Genomic DNA, 15760 nt, shown 5'->3' on the forward strand with positions numbered 1-15760 from the left:
GAACACCCAGAAGACCGTGGTGACCGGCGTCGAGATGTTCCGCAAGCTCCTCGACCAGGGCCAGGCCGGCGACAACATCGGCGCCCTGATCCGCGGCCTCAAGCGCGAGGACGTCGAGCGCGGCCAGGTCATGGCCAAGCCCGGCAGCATCAACCCGCACAAGAAGTTCAAGGCCGAGATTTACGTGCTCACGAAGGAAGAGGGTGGTCGTCACACCCCGTTCTTCAAGGGCTACAAGCCGCAGTTCTACTTCCGCACCACCGACGTGACTGGCGCCGTGCACCTCCCCGAGGGCACGGAGATGGTCATGCCCGGCGACAACATCTCCATCACCGTGGAGCTGCTCACCCCGATCGCGATGGAGAAGGAACTCCGCTTCGCGATTCGTGAGGGTGGGCGCACCGTCGGCGCCGGCGTGGTTGCCGAGATCATCGAGTAACGAGGAAATCGATGGCGACCCAGAAGATCCGCATTCGTCTCAAGGCCTACGACTTCAAGCTTCTTGATCAGTCGGCAGGCGAGATCGTGGAGACCGCGAAGCGGACCGGTGCCAAGGTGGCCGGCCCGATTCCGCTCCCCACGAAGATCAACAAGTTCACCGTCCTCCGCGGCCCCCACGTGGACAAGAAGTCGCGTGAGCAGTTCGAGATCCGGACGCACAAGCGGCTGCTCGATATCCTCGAGCCGACGCAGGCGACCCTCGACGCGCTCATGAAGCTCGATCTGTCCGCAGGCGTGGACGTCGAGATCAAGTCGTAAGGATAGGGACATCATGGCGACGTTCGACGTCTACAACCTCGAGAAGCAGAAGGTCGGCACCATCGACCTCGCCGACTCGGTCTTTGCCACTGAGGTCAACGAGAACCTCATCTACGAAGTGGCGAAGATGCAGCAGATCAACAAGCGCCGCGGCACCGTCGGCGTGAAGAACCGCTCGCTGGTCAGCGGTGGCGGCAAGAAGCCCTGGAAGCAGAAGGGTACCGGCCGCGCCCGCCAGGGCTCCATCCGTGCGTCCCATTGGGTCGGCGGTGGCAAGGCCATGGCACCCAAGAGCCGGGACTACTTCTACCGGCCGCCCGCCAAGGTGCGGAAGGGTGCTCTCCGCTCGGTGCTCTCGCTCCGTGCGCAGGAGGGCAAGCTCCTCGTGGTCGAGAACTTCGACCTCGGCGAGATCAAGGCCAAGAAGGCTCTCGCGACCCTGACCGGCAAGCTGGGCCTCGGCTCCGCGCTGCTCGTCGTGGGTGGCGTGCCCACCGATGCCGCTCGCGTCAATGCGATCAAGTCGGTGCGCAACCTGGCCTCCTTCGACGCTCTCCCGGTGGAGGGCTTCAACCTCGAGACCGCGCTTCGCCACAGCGAGCTCGTTCTCACCAGCGCGGCTGCGAAGCAGCTCGAGGGAGCTCTGTCGTGAACATCCACGAGGTGATCCGCGCGCCCGTCGTGACCGAGAAGTCCGACCAGATCCGCGAGACCGCGAACGCTTACACGTTCGAGGTCGATCGGCGCGCGTCGAAGATCGAGATCAAGGCAGCGGTGAAGCAGTTCTTCGGCGTCGACGTCGTCGACGTTCGCACCGCCGTCGTCCGGGGCAAGCACAAGCGCGTTGGCAAGAGCATCGGCCAGCGCCCGAACTGGAAGAAGGCGATCGTGGTCCTCAAGGAGGGCCAGCAGATCGATCTCTTCAACCTCGGCGTCTAAGGGAGCCAACGACCATGCCTCTCAAGGTCTACAAGCCCACGAGCCCCGCACGGCGCCTCACGTCCACCACGGACAACGCCGAGCTCACCAGGGGTAAGAAGCCCGAGAAGTCGCTCACCGCCCCGATCAAGAAGTCGGGCGGCCGCAACGGCAAGGGCCACATCACCACCCGCCACATCGGCGGTGGTCACAAGCGTCGTTACCGCCTCATCGATTGGAAGCGGAACAAGGACGGCGTGCCCGGCAAGGTGGCGTCGATCGAGTACGATCCGAACCGTTCGGCCCGGATCGCCCTCATCAGCTACCTCGACGGCGAGAAGCGCTACATCCTCTGGCCGCAGGGCCTCAACGTCGGCGACACGGTGCTCTCGGGCAGCGACATCGACGTCAAGCCCGGCAACTGCCTTCCGCTGCGCAGCATCCCGCTCGGCTCGGTGATCCACAACATCGAGCTCAAGCCGGGGCGGGGCGGCCAGATGGTCCGCTCTGCGGGCAGCTGGGCCCAGCTGATGGCCAAGGAAGACAAATACGCCCAGGTCCGCATGCCTTCGGGCGAGGTCCGCATGGTCCTCCTCGAGTGCCGCGCGACCATCGGCCAGCTCGGCAACCTCGAGCACGAGATCGTGCGCATCGGCAAGGCAGGTCGCAGCCGTTGGCTCGGTATCCGCCCGACCGTCCGTGGTGTCGTCATGAACCCGGTCGATCATCCGCACGGTGGTGGTGAGGGCAAGTCCGGCCAGGGCAACCCGCACCCGGTTTCGCCGTGGGGCATGCCCACCAAGGGCTACCGCACCCGCAAGAACAAGCGGACCCAGAAGTTCATCGTTAAGCGCCGCGGCAGCAAGTAAGGCGTTCCAAGCGATCGGATTGGCCTCGCGGCGCATGGAAGCGCCGCGAGGCCGTAAAGGAATGGAAGAATGGCTCGTTCTATCAAGAAAGGCCCGTTCGCCGATCAGTACCTCCTGAAGAAGGTGGATGACGCGAACGCCCAGAACAGGAAGCAGGTCATCAAGACCTGGTCGCGCCGCTCCACGATCTATCCCGAGTTCGTCGGGCATACCTTCGCGGTGCACAACGGTAAGAAGTTCGTCCCCGTCTTCGTGACCGAGAACATGGTCGGTCACAAGCTGGGTGAGTTTTCTCCGACCCGGACCTTCGGCGGCCACGCGGCCGACAAGAAGGTCAAGGGCCGGTAAGCGGGAGAAGCAACGCCATGGCTACCAAGAATTCTGCGGCGAACACCGCTTCCTCCGCCTACCTGCGCTACCTGCGCATCGCCCCCCGCAAGGTGCGGGCGGTTGTCGACACCGTGCGTGGGCAGCCGGTTGAGCGCGCCCTCGCAACGCTGCGCTTCACCCCGAAGGCGGCTGCGAAGCCCGTCGCCAAGCTGATCCGTTCGGCGATCGCCAACGCGGAGCAGAAGGCGAACGGCAACATCGACATCGACCGCCTCTACGTAAAGACGATCATGGTCGACCAGGGCCCGACCCTGCGGCGCTTCATGGCTCGCGCCATGGGTCGTGCGACCCGGATCAACAAGAAGACGAGCCACGTGACCGTCGAGCTCGGGGAGATGCGCTAGTGGGTCAGAAAGTTCATCCGATCGGCTTCCGGCTCGGCGTCATCAAGAGCTGGGACAGCAAGTGGTTCGAGGAGCGCAACTACGCCAAGTGGCTCCACGAGGACATCCGCATCCGCGAGTTCGTCAAGGAGAAGCTCGGCCACGCCGGCATCTCCCGCATCGAGATCGAGCGCGCTGCCAGCAAGGTGAAGGTCAACGTGCACACCGCACGTCCCGGCATCGTGATCGGCAAGCGTGGCGCCGGCATCGAGACGATCAAGAAGGACCTGCAGAAGTTCACCGCGAACGAGATCTTCCTGAACATCGTCGAGGTCCGTAAGGCCGAGACCGATGCGCAGCTCGTCGCCGAGAACGTCTGCACCCAGCTCGAGCGCCGCATCGCCTTCCGTCGCGCCATGAAGAAGGCCGTGTCCACCGCGCAGAAGTTCGGCGCCAAGGGCATCCGGATCGCGTGCTCGGGCCGGCTGGGTGGCGCCGAGATGTCCCGCTACGAGTGGTACCGCGAGGGCCGCGTGCCCCTGCACACCCTCCGTGCGGACATCGACTACGGCTTCGCCGAGGCGAAGACGACCTACGGCGTGATCGGCTGCAAGGTGTGGATCATGCGGGGCGAGGTCCTCCCGGGCGAGCGGGCGGTCGCCGATACCCGCAGGTAATCTGCGCCTCGTTTGCCGAGGCCTCTTGACGCGGTGGCGCGTTCGTGACATTTCACGCGCCCCGCTCGCTATTGAGCGAAGGATTTAACGATGCTTCAGCCCGCACGCACCAAGTGGCGCAAGATGCACAAGGGCCGGATGAGGGGCATGGCCCACCGGGGCTCCGAGCTCGCCTTTGGCGAGATCGGTCTCCAGGCCCTCGAGTCTGGGTGGATCACGTCCCGCCAGATCGAGGCGGCTCGTATTGCCCTCACCCGCCAGATCAAGCGTGGCGGCAAGGTCTGGATTCGCGTGTTTCCGGACAAGCCGATCACCAAGAAGCCCGCCGAGACCCGCATGGGTACCGGTAAGGGCAACGTGGAAGGTTACGTGGCCGTCGTGAAGCCGGGCCGCATCCTGTACGAGATGCAGGGTGTGACCGACGAGGTCGCCCTCGAGGCCCTCCGGCTCGCGGCCTTCAAGCTGCCGATCAAGACCAAGGTCGTCCGGCGCGACATGGTGGAGCTGTAAGCAATGACTGCGAACGAGCTGCGCGCGCTCTCGGGCGAGGACCTCCGGAACAAGGCTACCGAGCTGAAGGCGACCATCTTCGACATGAAGATGAAGCTGAAGACCGGCCGCCTGGATTCCACCGCGGACCTGGCCAAGACCAAGCGTGACCTTGCCCGGGTGAACACCCTCCTGCGTGAGCAGGAGATGGGCATCCGCCGCGAGACCAAGGCGTAGGAATCCCCGCCCACCGCGTACCCGTTGCGCGGTGGGCTCAACAACGTGCTCGGGTCGCTGCCGGCAAGGAAGCCGGGACGGGCCCGAGAGGGAAGGTGATCCGATGGAGCGCGGCCGTCCCAAGACCCGCATCGGAATCGTTACCTCGGACAAGATGCAGAAGACCGTGGTGGTCCGTGTCGACCACCGCGTCAAGCACCCGAAGTACGGCAAGTACGTCACGCGTCACGTCAAGTACAAGGCGCACGACGAGAACAATGCCTGCGCGATGGGCGACAAGGTCATGATCGTCGAAACCCGCCCGCTGTCGAAGGACAAGCGCTGGCGTGTCGTCGAGACGCTCGTCAAGGCCCCCACCGTCTAAGCAGCCCACCCCGCGGAAAGGCGCGCAGGATGCGCGAACCGCCCGCGGAAGGAGAGAGTCATGATCCAGGCCACCACGGTCCTCGACGTGGCCGACAACTCCGGTGCGAAGAAGGTCCAGTGCATCAAGGTACTGGGCGGTTCGCGTCGGCGTTACGCCAGCCTCGGCGACATCATCGTTGTTTCCGTCAAGGAAGCGATCCCCAACTCGAAGGTGAAGAAGGGCGACGTGCAGAAGGCCGTCGTCGTTCGCACCAAGATCGAGGTCGCTCGCCCCGACGGCAGCTACATCAAGTTCGACGTGAACTCCGCCGTCCTCATCAACAAGGACGAGGAGCCGATCGGTACCCGTATCTTCGGGCCGGTCGCTCGTGAGCTCCGCGCTCGCAAGTTCATGAAGATTGTCTCGCTTGCTCCGGAGGTTCTGTAACCATGCACATCAAGAAGGGTGACATGGTGAAGGTCATCTCCGGCAAGGAGAAGGGCAAGACTGGCAAGATCCTCGAGATCGACCGCGAGAAGCAGCGCGCGCGGGTCGAGGGTCTGATGGTGGTGAAGCGCCACCTCAAGCGTGGTCGTCTCCCCTCCGCGCCGGAAGGCGGCATCATCGAGAAGTTCGGCACCATCCACGTGTCGAACCTGATGGTCGTCGATCCCCAGACCAACGAGCCGAGCCGCATTGGCCACAAGCGCCAGGAGAACGGGAAGAACGTCCGTTTCTCCAAGCGCTCTGGCAATACGCTCGCCTGATTCACTGATCCGTCGGTGGTAGGCCCGAACGCCGGCGGAAGCAGGAGCTAGACAAATGGCCCAGATGTCGATGCGGGAGCGGTACGAGAAGGAAGCCGTCCCCGCCCTGATGAAGGATTTCGGCTACAAGAGCCGGATGCAGGTTCCCAGGATCACGAAGATCGTCGTGAACATGGGTATGGGCGAGGCCCTTACCAACAACAAGATCCTGGATGCCGCCGCCGAGGAGCTCGCCCAGATCGCCGGCCAGAAGCCGGTGCTGACGCGCGCTCGCAAGTCCATCGCGAACTTCAAGCTTCGCGAGGGCCAGGCAATCGGCGTGATGGTGACGCTCCGTTCCCAGCGGATGTTCGAGTTCCTCGAGCGTCTGATCGGCGTGGCGCTTCCCCGCGTTCGTGACTTCAAGGGTGTCTCCAGCAAGGCCTTCGACGGCGCTGGCAACTACACCCTCGGCGTTCGCGAGCAGATCATCTTCCCCGAGATCAACTACGACAAGGTCGAGAAGGTGAAGGGGATGAACGTCACGATCGTTACGACCGCGACGACCGACGAGGAGGGGCGCGCGCTCCTCAAGTACATGGGGATGCCCTTCCGCTCGTAAGAGCGAAAGCCGGGGAATAAGAATGGCCAAGCTCTCGAAGATGGCGCAGGCAAAGCGCAAGCCGAAGTTTTCGGTACGCCAGTACAACCGCTGCCCGCTTTGCGGACGGCCCCGGGCTTTCCTCCGGAAGTTCCAGATGTGCCGCATCTGCTTCCGGCTCCGGGCGCTCAAGGGTGAGGTCACTGGCGTGACCAAGTCCTCCTGGTAGTTTCAGGCGGATGGCAGGCCGGGGCCCATACCCGGCCAACCTAGATGGAATTGGCGTGCGACCGGACCACCGCATGGTGCGGCGAGGCGGCGCAGGCCCAGCAGTCAGGGAACCTCCTACATGGCTCAGGTGACCGATCCGATCGGTGACATGCTGACCCGGCTCCGCAACGCGGGGCGGGCGCGGCACGAGAAGACCGTGATTCCCGCCAGCAAGCTGAAGCGGGCGATCGTTCAGGTCCTCAAGGACGAAGGCTACATCAACGACTTCGTCTTCCACGAGGACAACAAGCAGGGCGAGTTGACCGTCTTCCTGAAGTACGACGGCGGCGACTCGGTGATTCGGCAGATCAAGCGCGTGTCCAAGCCGGGCCTCCGGCAGTACGTGCCGAAGGACGAGATTCCGCGCGTCCTGGGCGGCCTGGGCATCGCGATCCTCTCCACCAGCAAGGGCGTGCTGGTCGACCGTGAGGCCCGCAAGGCCGGCGTCGGCGGCGAGCTGCTCTGCACCGTGTTCTAAGCGAGGACCGACATGTCGCGCATTGGCAAGAGGCCGATCATCGTTCCCGACAAGACCAAGGTGCAGATCAACGGCAACGTGGTGAGCGCCGAGGGTCCGAAGGGGAAGGGCAACCTGACCTTCGGCGAGGGCGTCGAGCTCAAGCTCGAGGGCAACACCCTCACCGTGACCCGTGAGAGCGACGAGCCGAAGGCTCGTTCGATGCACGGTCTGACCCGCACCATCGTCAGCAACCTGGTCGAGGGCGTTTCCAGGGGCTTCGAGAAGACCCTCGAGATCACCGGCGTCGGTTACCGCGCCGAGGTCAAGGGCAAGGAGCTCCACCTCACCCTCGGTTATTCGCACCCGGTCGTCTTCCCGCTCCCCGAGGGCGTGACGGCGGCTACCCCGGCGCCGACCCGCGTGGTTCTCGGCAGCTGGAACAAGGTGCTGCTCGGTGAGACCGCCGCCAAGGTCCGGTCGCTCCGCGCTCCCGAGCCCTACAAGGGCAAGGGCATCCGGTACGCCGACGAGACCATCCGCCGCAAGCAGGGCAAGGCTGGCGCTGCCTAAGTGATTCGGGACCTCGGCGGGTAAGTCCTCATCCCGCCGGGAGCCGAAGGAGATTGCCGAAATGGCTGCAAATGTTCACAAGCGCAAGCTGAGCCCGCGCGAGCAGCGGGCGGCGCGCATCCGCAAGAAGCTCTCCGGGACCACCGAGCGTCCCCGGCTGACCGTCTTCAAGAGCAACAAGCACATCTACGCCCAGATCATCGACGACACGAAGGGTGCCACCCTCGCGTTCGCATCGACCCAGTCCAAGGAGCTCAAGGACCAGGTGAACGAGGCGGACAAGAGCGGCGCTGCGAAGCTCGTCGGCAAGCTCGTGGCCGAGAAGGCCAAGGCGGCGAACGTCAACCAGGTCGTCTTCGACCGGAACGGTTTCCCCTACCACGGCCGCATCGCTGCCGTGGCCGACGCTGCCCGTGAGGCGGGGCTGGAGTTCTAAATGGCTGCTGCACCGATCAATCCGAACGAGCTCGATCTCACCGATCGCGTCGTCAACATCAACCGCGTCGCGAAGGTCGTGAAGGGCGGTCGCCGCTTCAGCTTCGCAGCGCTGGTTGTGGTGGGCGACGGCAACGGCCACGTGGGCATCGGCCTCGGCAAGGCGAACGAGGTCCCCGAGGCGATCCGCAAGGGTGGCGAGCAGGCCAAGAAGCACCTGCTCCGCGTTCCCCTGCAGGGTTCGACGATCCCCCACGAGGCGCTGGGTCACTTCGGCGCAGGCTGGGTTCTTCTCAAGCCGGCTTCCGAAGGTACCGGCGTGATCGCGGGCGGCGCCGTCCGTGCGGTCCTCGAGGCCGCCGGTGTCCGCAACGTGCTCACGAAGATCCAGGGCACCCGTAACCCCCACAACGTCCTCAAGGCGGTCATGGACGCTCTCCGGCAGATGAAGTCGCCGGAAGAGATCGCTCGTGTCCGTGGCAAGGACGTCGCCGAGATTCTGCCCACCGCCTGATGGCGACGGGACGAGAAGAGGACGCGATGGCTCTCAAGGTGAAGCTCGTCAAGTCGTGGGCGGGCGCCCCGCAGGATCAGCGTGATACGGTCGCTGGCCTCGGGCTGTACAAGATGAACAGTGAAAAGATCCTCAAGGATACCCCGTCGGTCCGTGGCATGATTGCCAAGGTCCAGCACCTGGTTTCCTTCGAGGAGATCCCCGGTGATGCTCCCGTGCGCACGCGGCGCAAGGGCAAGGCCGGGCAGAAGGCGAAGGAGGCCTGAGCAATGGGCACCAACCTGCATAGCCTGAAGGCGCCGGCGAACAGCCGGCACCGGAAGAAGCGGGTCGGCCGCGGCCAGGGCTCCGGCCTCGGCAAGACGGCTGGCCGCGGTGGCAAGGGCCAGAAGGCCCGCACCGGCAACATGAACTTCGAAGGCTTCGAGGGCGGCCAGATGCCGCTCCAGCGCCGCCTTCCGAAGTTTGGCTTCAAGAACATCTTCCGCGTGGAGTACGCTGCGGTGAACTTGGACCGGCTCGAGGCCGCCTTCGAGGCGGGCGAGACGGTTTCGCCGGAGTCGCTGTACGAGAAGGGTGTTCTGTCGAAGAAGGGCCAGCTCGTGAAGATCCTCGGCCGCGGTGAGCTCTCCAAGAAGCTCACCGTTTCCGCGCACAAGTTCTCGACCACCGCCCGCGAGGCGATCGAGAAGGCGGGCGGTTCGGTGACGACGATCGAGCTTCACCCTGCGAAGGCAGAGGGTGAGGCCGGCAAGGCCTGAGCCTGACAACGGGGGCCCCCGGAGTTTCCGGGGGCCTTCGACCTTGTTCGAATTGGTCGAAGGGGAAGCAACTTGCTCGACGCCATCGGGAACATGTTCCGCATCCAGGAGCTGCGGAAGCGGATCATCTTCACGCTCTCGCTCCTCGCGGTCTACCGCCTCGGCATCTTCATCACCACCCCCGGCATCGACCGGGAGGCGATGCAGAGCTTCATGCAGTCGCAGGGCGGGCTGCTGTCTCTCTTCAACCTCTTCTCCGGTGGCGCGATCGAGCAGGCTTCGATCTTCGCCCTGGGGATCATGCCGTACATCTCCGCGAGCATCATCATCCAGCTCCTCGCGGTGGTGATCCCGGCCCTGGAGCGCCTCCAGAAGGAGGGCGAGCTCGGGCGGCGGAAGATCACCCAGTACACCCGCTACGGCACCATCGCCCTCGCCGTCGTGCAGGGCCTCGGCATCTCGTTCTGGCTCGAGGGCCTCGGCACCGCAGCACAGGCTGGCGCCGGCCTCGCCGCGCCCGTCGTGCTCGAGCCGGGCTGGGGCTTCCGGTTCATGACGGTGATCACCCTCGCTTCCGGCACCGCGTTCATCATGTGGCTGGGCGAGCAGATCACCGAGCGGGGCATCGGCAACGGCATCTCGCTGGTCATCTTCGCGGGCATCGTCGCCGGCATCCCGGACGCGATCTTCCAGACCATCAACTGGTTCAGCACCGATCAGATCGACGCCTTCTCGCTCCTCGTGATCGGCGTGATCATCCTCGCTGCCATCGCCGGCGTGGTCTTCATGGAGCGCGGCCAGCGCCGCATTCCGGTGCAGTACGCCAAGCGCGTGGTGGGGCGGAAGACCGTCGGTGGCCAGACCACCCACCTGCCGCTGAAGGTGAATGCATCGGGCGTGATTCCGCCCATCTTCGCCTCTTCGATCCTGCTCTTCCCTGCGACGCTCGCCGGTTGGTTCCCGGCGCTGAAGGGCTTCTCGGATCGCCTCCAGATCGGCGGCTGGGAGTACAACACCCTCTACGTTCTCCTCATCGTGTTCTTCGCCTTCTTCTACACCGCGGTGACGTTCAACCCGGTGGATGTGGCGGACAACATGAAGAAGCACGGCGGCTACATCCCGGGCATCCGTCCGGGCAAGAAGACCGCCGACTACATCGACCGGGTCCTTACCCGGCTGACCTTCGGCGGCGCCGGCTACCTGGCCATCGTCTGCGTGCTCCCCACCATTCTCATCAACACCATGAACACGCCCTTCGCCTTCGGTGGTACGGCGCTGCTCATCGTGGTGGGTGTGGCCCTGGATACGGTGCAGCAGATCGAGAGCCACCTGATCACCCGGCACTACGAGGGCTTCACCGGCGCTCATGGTCCCCGGATCCGCGGTCGTCGCGTCGCTGCCCGCTGAAGCGGGCGGCCCCGGCCTGACCCGGGTTTGAACACCAGCCGGGGCGTCTCCCGTGGGAGACGCCCCGTGCGCTTCGAGGCGGCAGCGCAGAGAGATCCCCTCTCGACGCGCCGCGGAGAGCCGACATGAATCTCGTCTTCCTCGGGCCCGCCGGTTCCGGCAAGGGCACGCAGGCCAAGAAGCTCGAAGCCGACTTCGGCGTGGTGCAGATCTCCACCGGCGATCTTCTCCGCGATGCGGTGCGCATGGGCACCGAGCTCGGCCAGCAGGCCGACCCGCTGATGAAGCAGGGCAAGCTGGTCCCGGACGACCTGGTGGTCGGCATCATCGAGGAGCGCTTCCAGCGCGGCGGCCTCGAGAAGGGCTTTCTCCTCGACGGCTTCCCCCGGACGCTGCCGCAGGCGGAGGCGCTCGACGGCATGCTCGAGCGCAACGGGCTGAAGATCGACAAGGTCCTCTCGCTCGAGGTCCCCGAGGAGCTGCTCTACGAGCGGATCACCGGGCGTCGCTCCTGCCCGAAGTGCGGCACGGTCTACCACGTCAGCAACGCGCCCCCGAAGCGCATGGGCTTCTGCGACGTGGAGGGCGAGCCGCTGGTGCAGCGCAGCGACGACAGCCCCGAGAAGCTGGCCAACCGCCTCGAGGTCTTCCGCACGGAGATCCCGAAGGTGAAGGAGCATTACGCGCGCATGGGCCTCCTCGCGGAGATCCACGGCGTGGGGACGCCCGACGGGATCTACACCGAGATCCGGAAGGCGCTGGGCAGGTAAGCGGATGGGTGTGCAGCTCAAGAGCCGGGCGGAGATCGCCGCGATGCGGGAGGCGGGGCGGGTGGTTGCCACCATCCTCGCCGCGCTGCGCGACGCGACCAGGCCCGGCGTCACCACCGGCGACCTCGACGACCTGGCAGCGGAGATGATCCGCAAGGCCGGGGTGAAGTCCGCCTTCAAGGGCTACGCGCCCGGTGGCCGCAAGCCGTTCCCCGGGGTGATCTGCGCCTCGATCAACGAGGAGATCGTCCACGGGATCCCGTCGAAGCGGCGTAAGCTGCGGGACGGCGACATCATCGGTCTCGATTTCGGCATCATCCAGGACGGCTGGTTCGGCGATTCCGCCGTGACCGTCGCCGTCGGCGAGGTGCCGGAGGAGACCGCGAGATTGGTCCGGGTGACGAAGGAGGCGCTGGATCTGGGGATCGCCCAGGCCAGGCCCGGCAACCGGATCTACGACATCGGCGCCGCCATCCAGGCCCACGTCGAGGCCCACGGCTATGCCGTGGTCCGCGACTTCGTGGGGCATGGGGTGGGGCGTCGCCTCCACGAGGAGCCGCAGGTTCCCAATTACGGCCCTGGTGGCCAGGGAATGCGGATCAAGCCGGGGATGGTCCTCGCCATCGAGCCGATGGTGAACGTCGGGACCTGGCAGGTGGAGGAGCTGGACGACGATTGGACCGCAGTCACCGCCGATGGCAAGTTGTCTGCTCATTTCGAGCACACCATCGCGGTGACCGAGGACGGGCCGGTCGTTCTCACCCTCCCGTAAGGGGAAAGGGTGGGGTGCAAGGCAAGATGGGCAAGAAGGGCTTGTCGGCGGGTAAGGAATATGCTATCCCCCGCCGGCTTTTGATTACCAGTGACTCCCGCGAGCGTCGTCAAGCGCTCGGTTGCGGGAAGTCGATCACCTGGCTGCGGAGCGAGCGATGAAGGTGCGGGCATCCGTCAAGAAGATTTGCGAAAAGTGCAAGGTCATTCGGCGTCGTGGCATCGTGCGCGTCATCTGCGCTGCCAACCCGCGTCACAAGCAGCGCCAGGGCTGAGCAAACTAGGAATTTCCGGAGGCATCACGTGGCACGCATCGCCGGCGTAGACCTTCCCCGCGAGAAGCGGGTGGTCATCTCGCTCCAGTACATCTACGGCATCGGTTCCAGCGTCGCGAAGCAGATCTGCGAGCGCGCTCAGGTCGACGAGAGCATCCGTACCAAGGACCTCACCGACGACCAGACCCGTCGCATCCGCGAAGTCATCGAGCGCGACGTCAAGGTCGAGGGCGACCTCCGCCGTGAGATCTCGATGAACATCAAGCGGCTCATGGACCTCGGTGCCTACCGCGGTCTGCGTCACCGCAAGGGCCTGCCCGTCCGCGGCCAGCGCACCCACACGAACGCCCGCACCCGCAAGGGTCCGAAGCGCTCGCTGGCACGCCCCCGCGCAGCAGCCCGGTAATTGTTTGCGCCTTCGGGCGTTGATCACCTGATTTGGAGTCAGCAGAGAATGGCCGACGACAAGAAGACCAAGAAGAAGGTCAGGAAGAATATCCAGCAGGGTGTCGTGCACATCGCATCGACGTTCAACAACACCCTGATCACCATCACCGATGTCTCGGGCAACGTGATCTCGTGGTCGAGCTCCGGTGCGCGTGGTTTCAAGGGTTCGCGCAAGTCGACCCCCTTCGCCGCGCAGGTGGCTGCTGGTGACGCCGCCGCCAAGGCGATGGAGCACGGCCTTCGCTCGGTCTCGGTCATGGTGAAGGGTCCTGGCGCCGGTCGCGAGTCCGCCCTCCGGGCCCTCGCCGCCGCGGGTCTCAAGGTCCAGCTCATCAAGGACGTGACCCCGATTCCGCACAATGGCTGCCGGCCCCCCAAGCGTCGCCGGGTCTGACCAGCACGACGAATTCGGGCGCTGCGGCGGCGGCCTGTGAAGCAGGCCGCCCCAGCCGATCCAGCGCGCAGACGACCTAAGGAGATTGCCAAGTGGCTCGTTACACCGGAGCGTCGTGCCGTCTTTGCCGACGCGAGAATCTCAAGATGTACCTCAAGGGCGATCGCTGCTACAGCGACAAGTGCGCGATCGAGCGCCGCCCCTACCCCCCGGGCCAGCACGGCCAGGGCCGGATCAAGTTCTCGGAGTACGGCGTCCAGCTGCGCGAGAAGCAGAAGGTCAAGCGCATCTACGGCCTGCTCGAGTCGCAGTTCCGCCTCACCTACCACAAGGCCGCTGCCAAGAAGGGCAAGACCGGCGAGAACCTCCTCCAGGCTCTGGAGATGCGTCTCGACAACGTCGCCTTCCGCATGGGCTTCGCGGACACCCGCGCCGAGTCGCGGCAGCTGGTTCGCCACGCGCACTTCACCGTGAACGGCAAGAAGGTGAACATCCCTTCGTACCAGGTTCGCGTCGGTGACGTGGTCTCCGTCAAGGAGAAGAGCCGCAAGGTCGCCCGCATCGGTGAGGCCCTCGAGGCCGTCGACCGCCGCGGCACCCCGGCCTGGGTGGAGATCGACAAGAAGGGCTTCGCCGGCACCGTGAAGTCGCTTCCTGCTCGCGAGGATCTGACGCTCCCCATCCAGGAGCAGCTGATCGTCGAGCTCTACAGCAAGTAATCGCTCCCTCCCCCGTAGTCGCCCGTGGAGCCCGGCCTCGAGCCGGGCGTGGTGGGCGGCACTGGAGTTCAGAGATATGGCCGACGCCACCATCGCGAAGAACTGGCGCGATCTGATCAAGCCCCGCGGGCTTCAGGTCGAGCAGGAATCGCTGACCAACACCTACGGCAAGTTCGTTGCCGAGCCGCTCGAGCGTGGCTTCGGCATCACGCTGGGCAACTCGCTCCGCCGCGTGCTGCTCTCCTCGCTGCAGGGTGCTGCGATCACCTCCGTGAAGATCGAGGGTGTGGACCACGAGTTCACGACCGTGCCCGAGGTCTCCGAGGACGTGACCGACATCATCCTCAACCTCAAGGAGGTCCGCCTCCGGATGCACACGCTCGACACCAAGCCGCTGCGCATCGAGGTCGAGGGGCCGAAGGAGGTCAAGGCCGGCGACATCATCACCGACCCGCAGGTGGAGGTCCTCAATCCGGGCCACCACATCGCTACCGTCGCCGAGGGCGGCAAGCTGCGCATCGAGATGACCTGCCGCCGCGGCCGGGGCTACGTCCCTGCCGAGCGCAACAAGGTCGCGGGCCAGCCGATCGGCACCATTCCGGTCGACTCGCTCTTCTCGCCGGTGAAGAAGGTCAACTACCAGGTGACCAACGCCCGCGTGGGCCAGGTCACCGACTTCGACAAGCTCTCCCTCGAGGTCTGGACCGACGGCTCGGTGGAGCCGGCGGACGCGGTGGCCTACGCCGCCAAGATCGTCAAGGAGCAGCTGTCGATCTTCATCAATTTCGACGAGTCCGAGGAGCCGGTCGCCGTCGAGATGCCGAAGACCGAAGAGAAGCTCAACGAGAACCTCTTCCGCTCGGTGGACGAGCTCGAGCTCTCGGTCCGCTCGGCCAACTGCCTCCAGAACGCCAACATCAAGACCATTGGCGAGCTGGTGCAGAAGACCGAGGCGGAGATGCTCAAGACCAAGAACTTCGGCCGCAAGAGCCTCAAGGAGATCAAGGAAATCCTTGCGGAGATGGGGCTCTCGCTGGGCATGAAGCTGGACAACTGGCCGCCGAAGGGCGGCGGTGTTGCCAGCACGCCGACTCTCTAAAGGCCGACGGGATGCGTTTCGCATCCCGGAAACCGTGAAAGCTGGGGGCGCTCATGAGGCGCCCTTCGATGACGGAGCAAGAAGATGCGTCACGGAGTTGCCGGCCGGAGGTTCTCGCGGACCTCGGCCCACCGCGAAGCGATGATGGACAACATGGTCACCTCGCTTCTGCGGCACGAGCGGATCCGCACCACGGTCCCCAAGGCCAAGGAAGCCCGCAAGCTCGCCGAGAAGGTGATCACCCTCGGTAAGAAGGGCTCGCTGCACAACCGTCGCACCGCCGGCAAGGTGGTCAACGACAAGGAAGTGCTGGCCAAGGTCTTCGGTCCCCTGTCGGAGCGCTACGCGCAGCGTCCGGGTGGCTACACCCGGATCATCCGCCTGGGCAAGCGTCTCGGTGACGCCGCCGAGATGGCGCTGCTCGAGCTGGTGGATCGTCCCGAGGCTCCGGTTGCCCCTGCGGCTGCCGAGGGCACCGAGGCCGAGACTCCGGCTGCCGAGTAGGCCTTTCGG

The 15760-nt window shown here is 65.2% G+C and carries 30 protein-coding genes; all 30 read left to right on the plus strand.

The features are described 5' to 3' along the window. On the plus strand, positions 1 to 439 hold a 439-nt coding region (locus ACESMR_RS14820; protein WP_373047878.1), incomplete at its 5' end, for an EF-Tu/IF-2/RF-3 family GTPase. An 11-nt stretch (positions 440 to 450) separates the two neighbouring features. Then, complete coding sequence (gene rpsJ, locus ACESMR_RS14825; RefSeq protein WP_373047879.1) at positions 451 to 759, plus strand: 30S ribosomal protein S10; 309 nt, start codon at positions 451 to 453, stop codon at positions 757 to 759. 13 nt (positions 760 to 772) lie between these two features. Continuing rightward, the gene (rplD, locus tag ACESMR_RS14830; protein ID WP_373047880.1) at positions 773 to 1411 is read left to right on the plus strand and encodes a 50S ribosomal protein L4; all 639 of its coding nucleotides are present in this window, start codon (positions 773 to 775) and stop codon (positions 1409 to 1411) included. Next, positions 1408 to 1698, plus strand: a complete 291-nt coding sequence (locus tag ACESMR_RS14835) for a 50S ribosomal protein L23 (RefSeq protein WP_373047881.1) — start codon at positions 1408 to 1410, stop codon at positions 1696 to 1698. Before rplD ends, ACESMR_RS14835 begins: the two co-directional genes overlap by 4 nt. A gap of 14 nt (positions 1699 to 1712) precedes the next feature. Further along, a complete protein-coding gene (gene rplB, locus ACESMR_RS14840; RefSeq protein ID WP_373047882.1) occupies positions 1713 to 2546 on the plus strand; it encodes a 50S ribosomal protein L2 in 834 nt (277 codons plus the stop codon). Between the two features lie 69 nt (positions 2547 to 2615). After that, positions 2616 to 2894: a 30S ribosomal protein S19 gene (gene rpsS, locus ACESMR_RS14845; RefSeq protein WP_373047883.1), complete on the plus strand. Its 279-nt coding sequence runs from the start codon at positions 2616 to 2618 to the stop codon at positions 2892 to 2894. Between the two features lie 17 nt (positions 2895 to 2911). Further along, on the plus strand, positions 2912 to 3280 hold the full coding sequence (gene rplV, locus ACESMR_RS14850; protein ID WP_373047884.1) for a 50S ribosomal protein L22: 369 nt from the start codon (positions 2912 to 2914) through the stop codon (positions 3278 to 3280). Then, entirely contained in the window at positions 3280 to 3936 is a 657-nt protein-coding gene (gene rpsC, locus ACESMR_RS14855; protein ID WP_373047885.1) for a 30S ribosomal protein S3, read from the plus strand. Before rplV ends, rpsC begins: the two co-directional genes overlap by 1 nt. A gap of 90 nt (positions 3937 to 4026) precedes the next feature. Further along, positions 4027 to 4446: a 50S ribosomal protein L16 gene (rplP, locus tag ACESMR_RS14860; protein WP_373047886.1), complete on the plus strand. Its 420-nt coding sequence runs from the start codon at positions 4027 to 4029 to the stop codon at positions 4444 to 4446. 3 nt (positions 4447 to 4449) lie between these two features. Further along, positions 4450 to 4662, plus strand: a complete 213-nt coding sequence (gene rpmC, locus ACESMR_RS14865) for a 50S ribosomal protein L29 (RefSeq protein ID WP_373047887.1) — start codon at positions 4450 to 4452, stop codon at positions 4660 to 4662. Positions 4663 to 4765: 103 nt separating this feature from the next. After that, the gene (rpsQ, locus tag ACESMR_RS14870; RefSeq protein ID WP_373047888.1) at positions 4766 to 5026 is read left to right on the plus strand and encodes a 30S ribosomal protein S17; all 261 of its coding nucleotides are present in this window, start codon (positions 4766 to 4768) and stop codon (positions 5024 to 5026) included. Positions 5027 to 5086: 60 nt separating this feature from the next. Next, on the plus strand, positions 5087 to 5455 hold the full coding sequence (gene rplN / locus ACESMR_RS14875; RefSeq protein WP_373047889.1) for a 50S ribosomal protein L14: 369 nt from the start codon (positions 5087 to 5089) through the stop codon (positions 5453 to 5455). Positions 5456 to 5457: 2 nt separating this feature from the next. Continuing rightward, complete coding sequence (rplX, locus tag ACESMR_RS14880; protein WP_373047890.1) at positions 5458 to 5775, plus strand: 50S ribosomal protein L24; 318 nt, start codon at positions 5458 to 5460, stop codon at positions 5773 to 5775. A 64-nt stretch (positions 5776 to 5839) separates the two neighbouring features. Beyond that, complete coding sequence (gene rplE, locus ACESMR_RS14885) at positions 5840 to 6376, plus strand: 50S ribosomal protein L5 (RefSeq protein ID WP_373048087.1); 537 nt, start codon at positions 5840 to 5842, stop codon at positions 6374 to 6376. A gap of 22 nt (positions 6377 to 6398) precedes the next feature. Next, the gene (locus ACESMR_RS14890) at positions 6399 to 6584 is read left to right on the plus strand and encodes a type Z 30S ribosomal protein S14 (protein WP_373047891.1); all 186 of its coding nucleotides are present in this window, start codon (positions 6399 to 6401) and stop codon (positions 6582 to 6584) included. Between the two features lie 120 nt (positions 6585 to 6704). After that, a complete protein-coding gene (gene rpsH, locus ACESMR_RS14895) occupies positions 6705 to 7103 on the plus strand; it encodes a 30S ribosomal protein S8 (RefSeq protein WP_373047892.1) in 399 nt (132 codons plus the stop codon). A 12-nt stretch (positions 7104 to 7115) separates the two neighbouring features. Continuing rightward, complete coding sequence (gene rplF / locus ACESMR_RS14900) at positions 7116 to 7655, plus strand: 50S ribosomal protein L6 (RefSeq protein ID WP_373047893.1); 540 nt, start codon at positions 7116 to 7118, stop codon at positions 7653 to 7655. A 61-nt stretch (positions 7656 to 7716) separates the two neighbouring features. After that, the gene (gene rplR, locus ACESMR_RS14905) at positions 7717 to 8091 is read left to right on the plus strand and encodes a 50S ribosomal protein L18 (protein ID WP_373047894.1); all 375 of its coding nucleotides are present in this window, start codon (positions 7717 to 7719) and stop codon (positions 8089 to 8091) included. Continuing rightward, the gene (rpsE, locus tag ACESMR_RS14910; protein WP_373047895.1) at positions 8092 to 8604 is read left to right on the plus strand and encodes a 30S ribosomal protein S5; all 513 of its coding nucleotides are present in this window, start codon (positions 8092 to 8094) and stop codon (positions 8602 to 8604) included. 26 nt (positions 8605 to 8630) lie between these two features. Beyond that, a complete protein-coding gene (rpmD, locus tag ACESMR_RS14915; RefSeq protein ID WP_373047896.1) occupies positions 8631 to 8870 on the plus strand; it encodes a 50S ribosomal protein L30 in 240 nt (79 codons plus the stop codon). Positions 8871 to 8873: 3 nt separating this feature from the next. Beyond that, complete coding sequence (gene rplO, locus ACESMR_RS14920; protein ID WP_373047897.1) at positions 8874 to 9365, plus strand: 50S ribosomal protein L15; 492 nt, start codon at positions 8874 to 8876, stop codon at positions 9363 to 9365. 93 nt (positions 9366 to 9458) lie between these two features. Then, positions 9459 to 10772, plus strand: a complete 1314-nt coding sequence (gene secY / locus ACESMR_RS14925; protein ID WP_373048088.1) for a preprotein translocase subunit SecY — start codon at positions 9459 to 9461, stop codon at positions 10770 to 10772. Between the two features lie 125 nt (positions 10773 to 10897). Further along, entirely contained in the window at positions 10898 to 11542 is a 645-nt protein-coding gene (locus ACESMR_RS14930; RefSeq protein WP_373047898.1) for an adenylate kinase, read from the plus strand. A gap of 4 nt (positions 11543 to 11546) precedes the next feature. After that, complete coding sequence (gene map / locus ACESMR_RS14935; RefSeq protein ID WP_373047899.1) at positions 11547 to 12314, plus strand: type I methionyl aminopeptidase; 768 nt, start codon at positions 11547 to 11549, stop codon at positions 12312 to 12314. Positions 12315 to 12471: 157 nt separating this feature from the next. Then, positions 12472 to 12588, plus strand: a complete 117-nt coding sequence (rpmJ, locus tag ACESMR_RS14940) for a 50S ribosomal protein L36 (RefSeq protein WP_373047900.1) — start codon at positions 12472 to 12474, stop codon at positions 12586 to 12588. A gap of 28 nt (positions 12589 to 12616) precedes the next feature. Then, positions 12617 to 12994, plus strand: coding sequence for a 30S ribosomal protein S13 (gene rpsM / locus ACESMR_RS14945; protein WP_373047901.1), 378 nt, complete (start codon positions 12617 to 12619; stop codon positions 12992 to 12994). Between the two features lie 48 nt (positions 12995 to 13042). Beyond that, complete coding sequence (rpsK, locus tag ACESMR_RS14950; protein WP_373047902.1) at positions 13043 to 13429, plus strand: 30S ribosomal protein S11; 387 nt, start codon at positions 13043 to 13045, stop codon at positions 13427 to 13429. A 92-nt stretch (positions 13430 to 13521) separates the two neighbouring features. Next, positions 13522 to 14148 (plus strand): 30S ribosomal protein S4, encoded by a 627-nt coding sequence (gene rpsD / locus ACESMR_RS14955; RefSeq protein ID WP_373047903.1) that lies wholly within the window; start codon positions 13522 to 13524, stop codon positions 14146 to 14148. Between the two features lie 76 nt (positions 14149 to 14224). Beyond that, the gene (locus ACESMR_RS14960) at positions 14225 to 15247 is read left to right on the plus strand and encodes a DNA-directed RNA polymerase subunit alpha (protein ID WP_373047904.1); all 1023 of its coding nucleotides are present in this window, start codon (positions 14225 to 14227) and stop codon (positions 15245 to 15247) included. Between the two features lie 84 nt (positions 15248 to 15331). Further along, complete coding sequence (gene rplQ / locus ACESMR_RS14965; protein WP_373047905.1) at positions 15332 to 15751, plus strand: 50S ribosomal protein L17; 420 nt, start codon at positions 15332 to 15334, stop codon at positions 15749 to 15751. Positions 15752 to 15760: the final 9 nt, after the last annotated feature.

The sequence above is a fragment of the Vulgatibacter sp. genome (assembly GCF_041687135.1).
Lineage (GTDB): Bacteria > Myxococcota > Myxococcia > Myxococcales > Vulgatibacteraceae > JAWLCN01.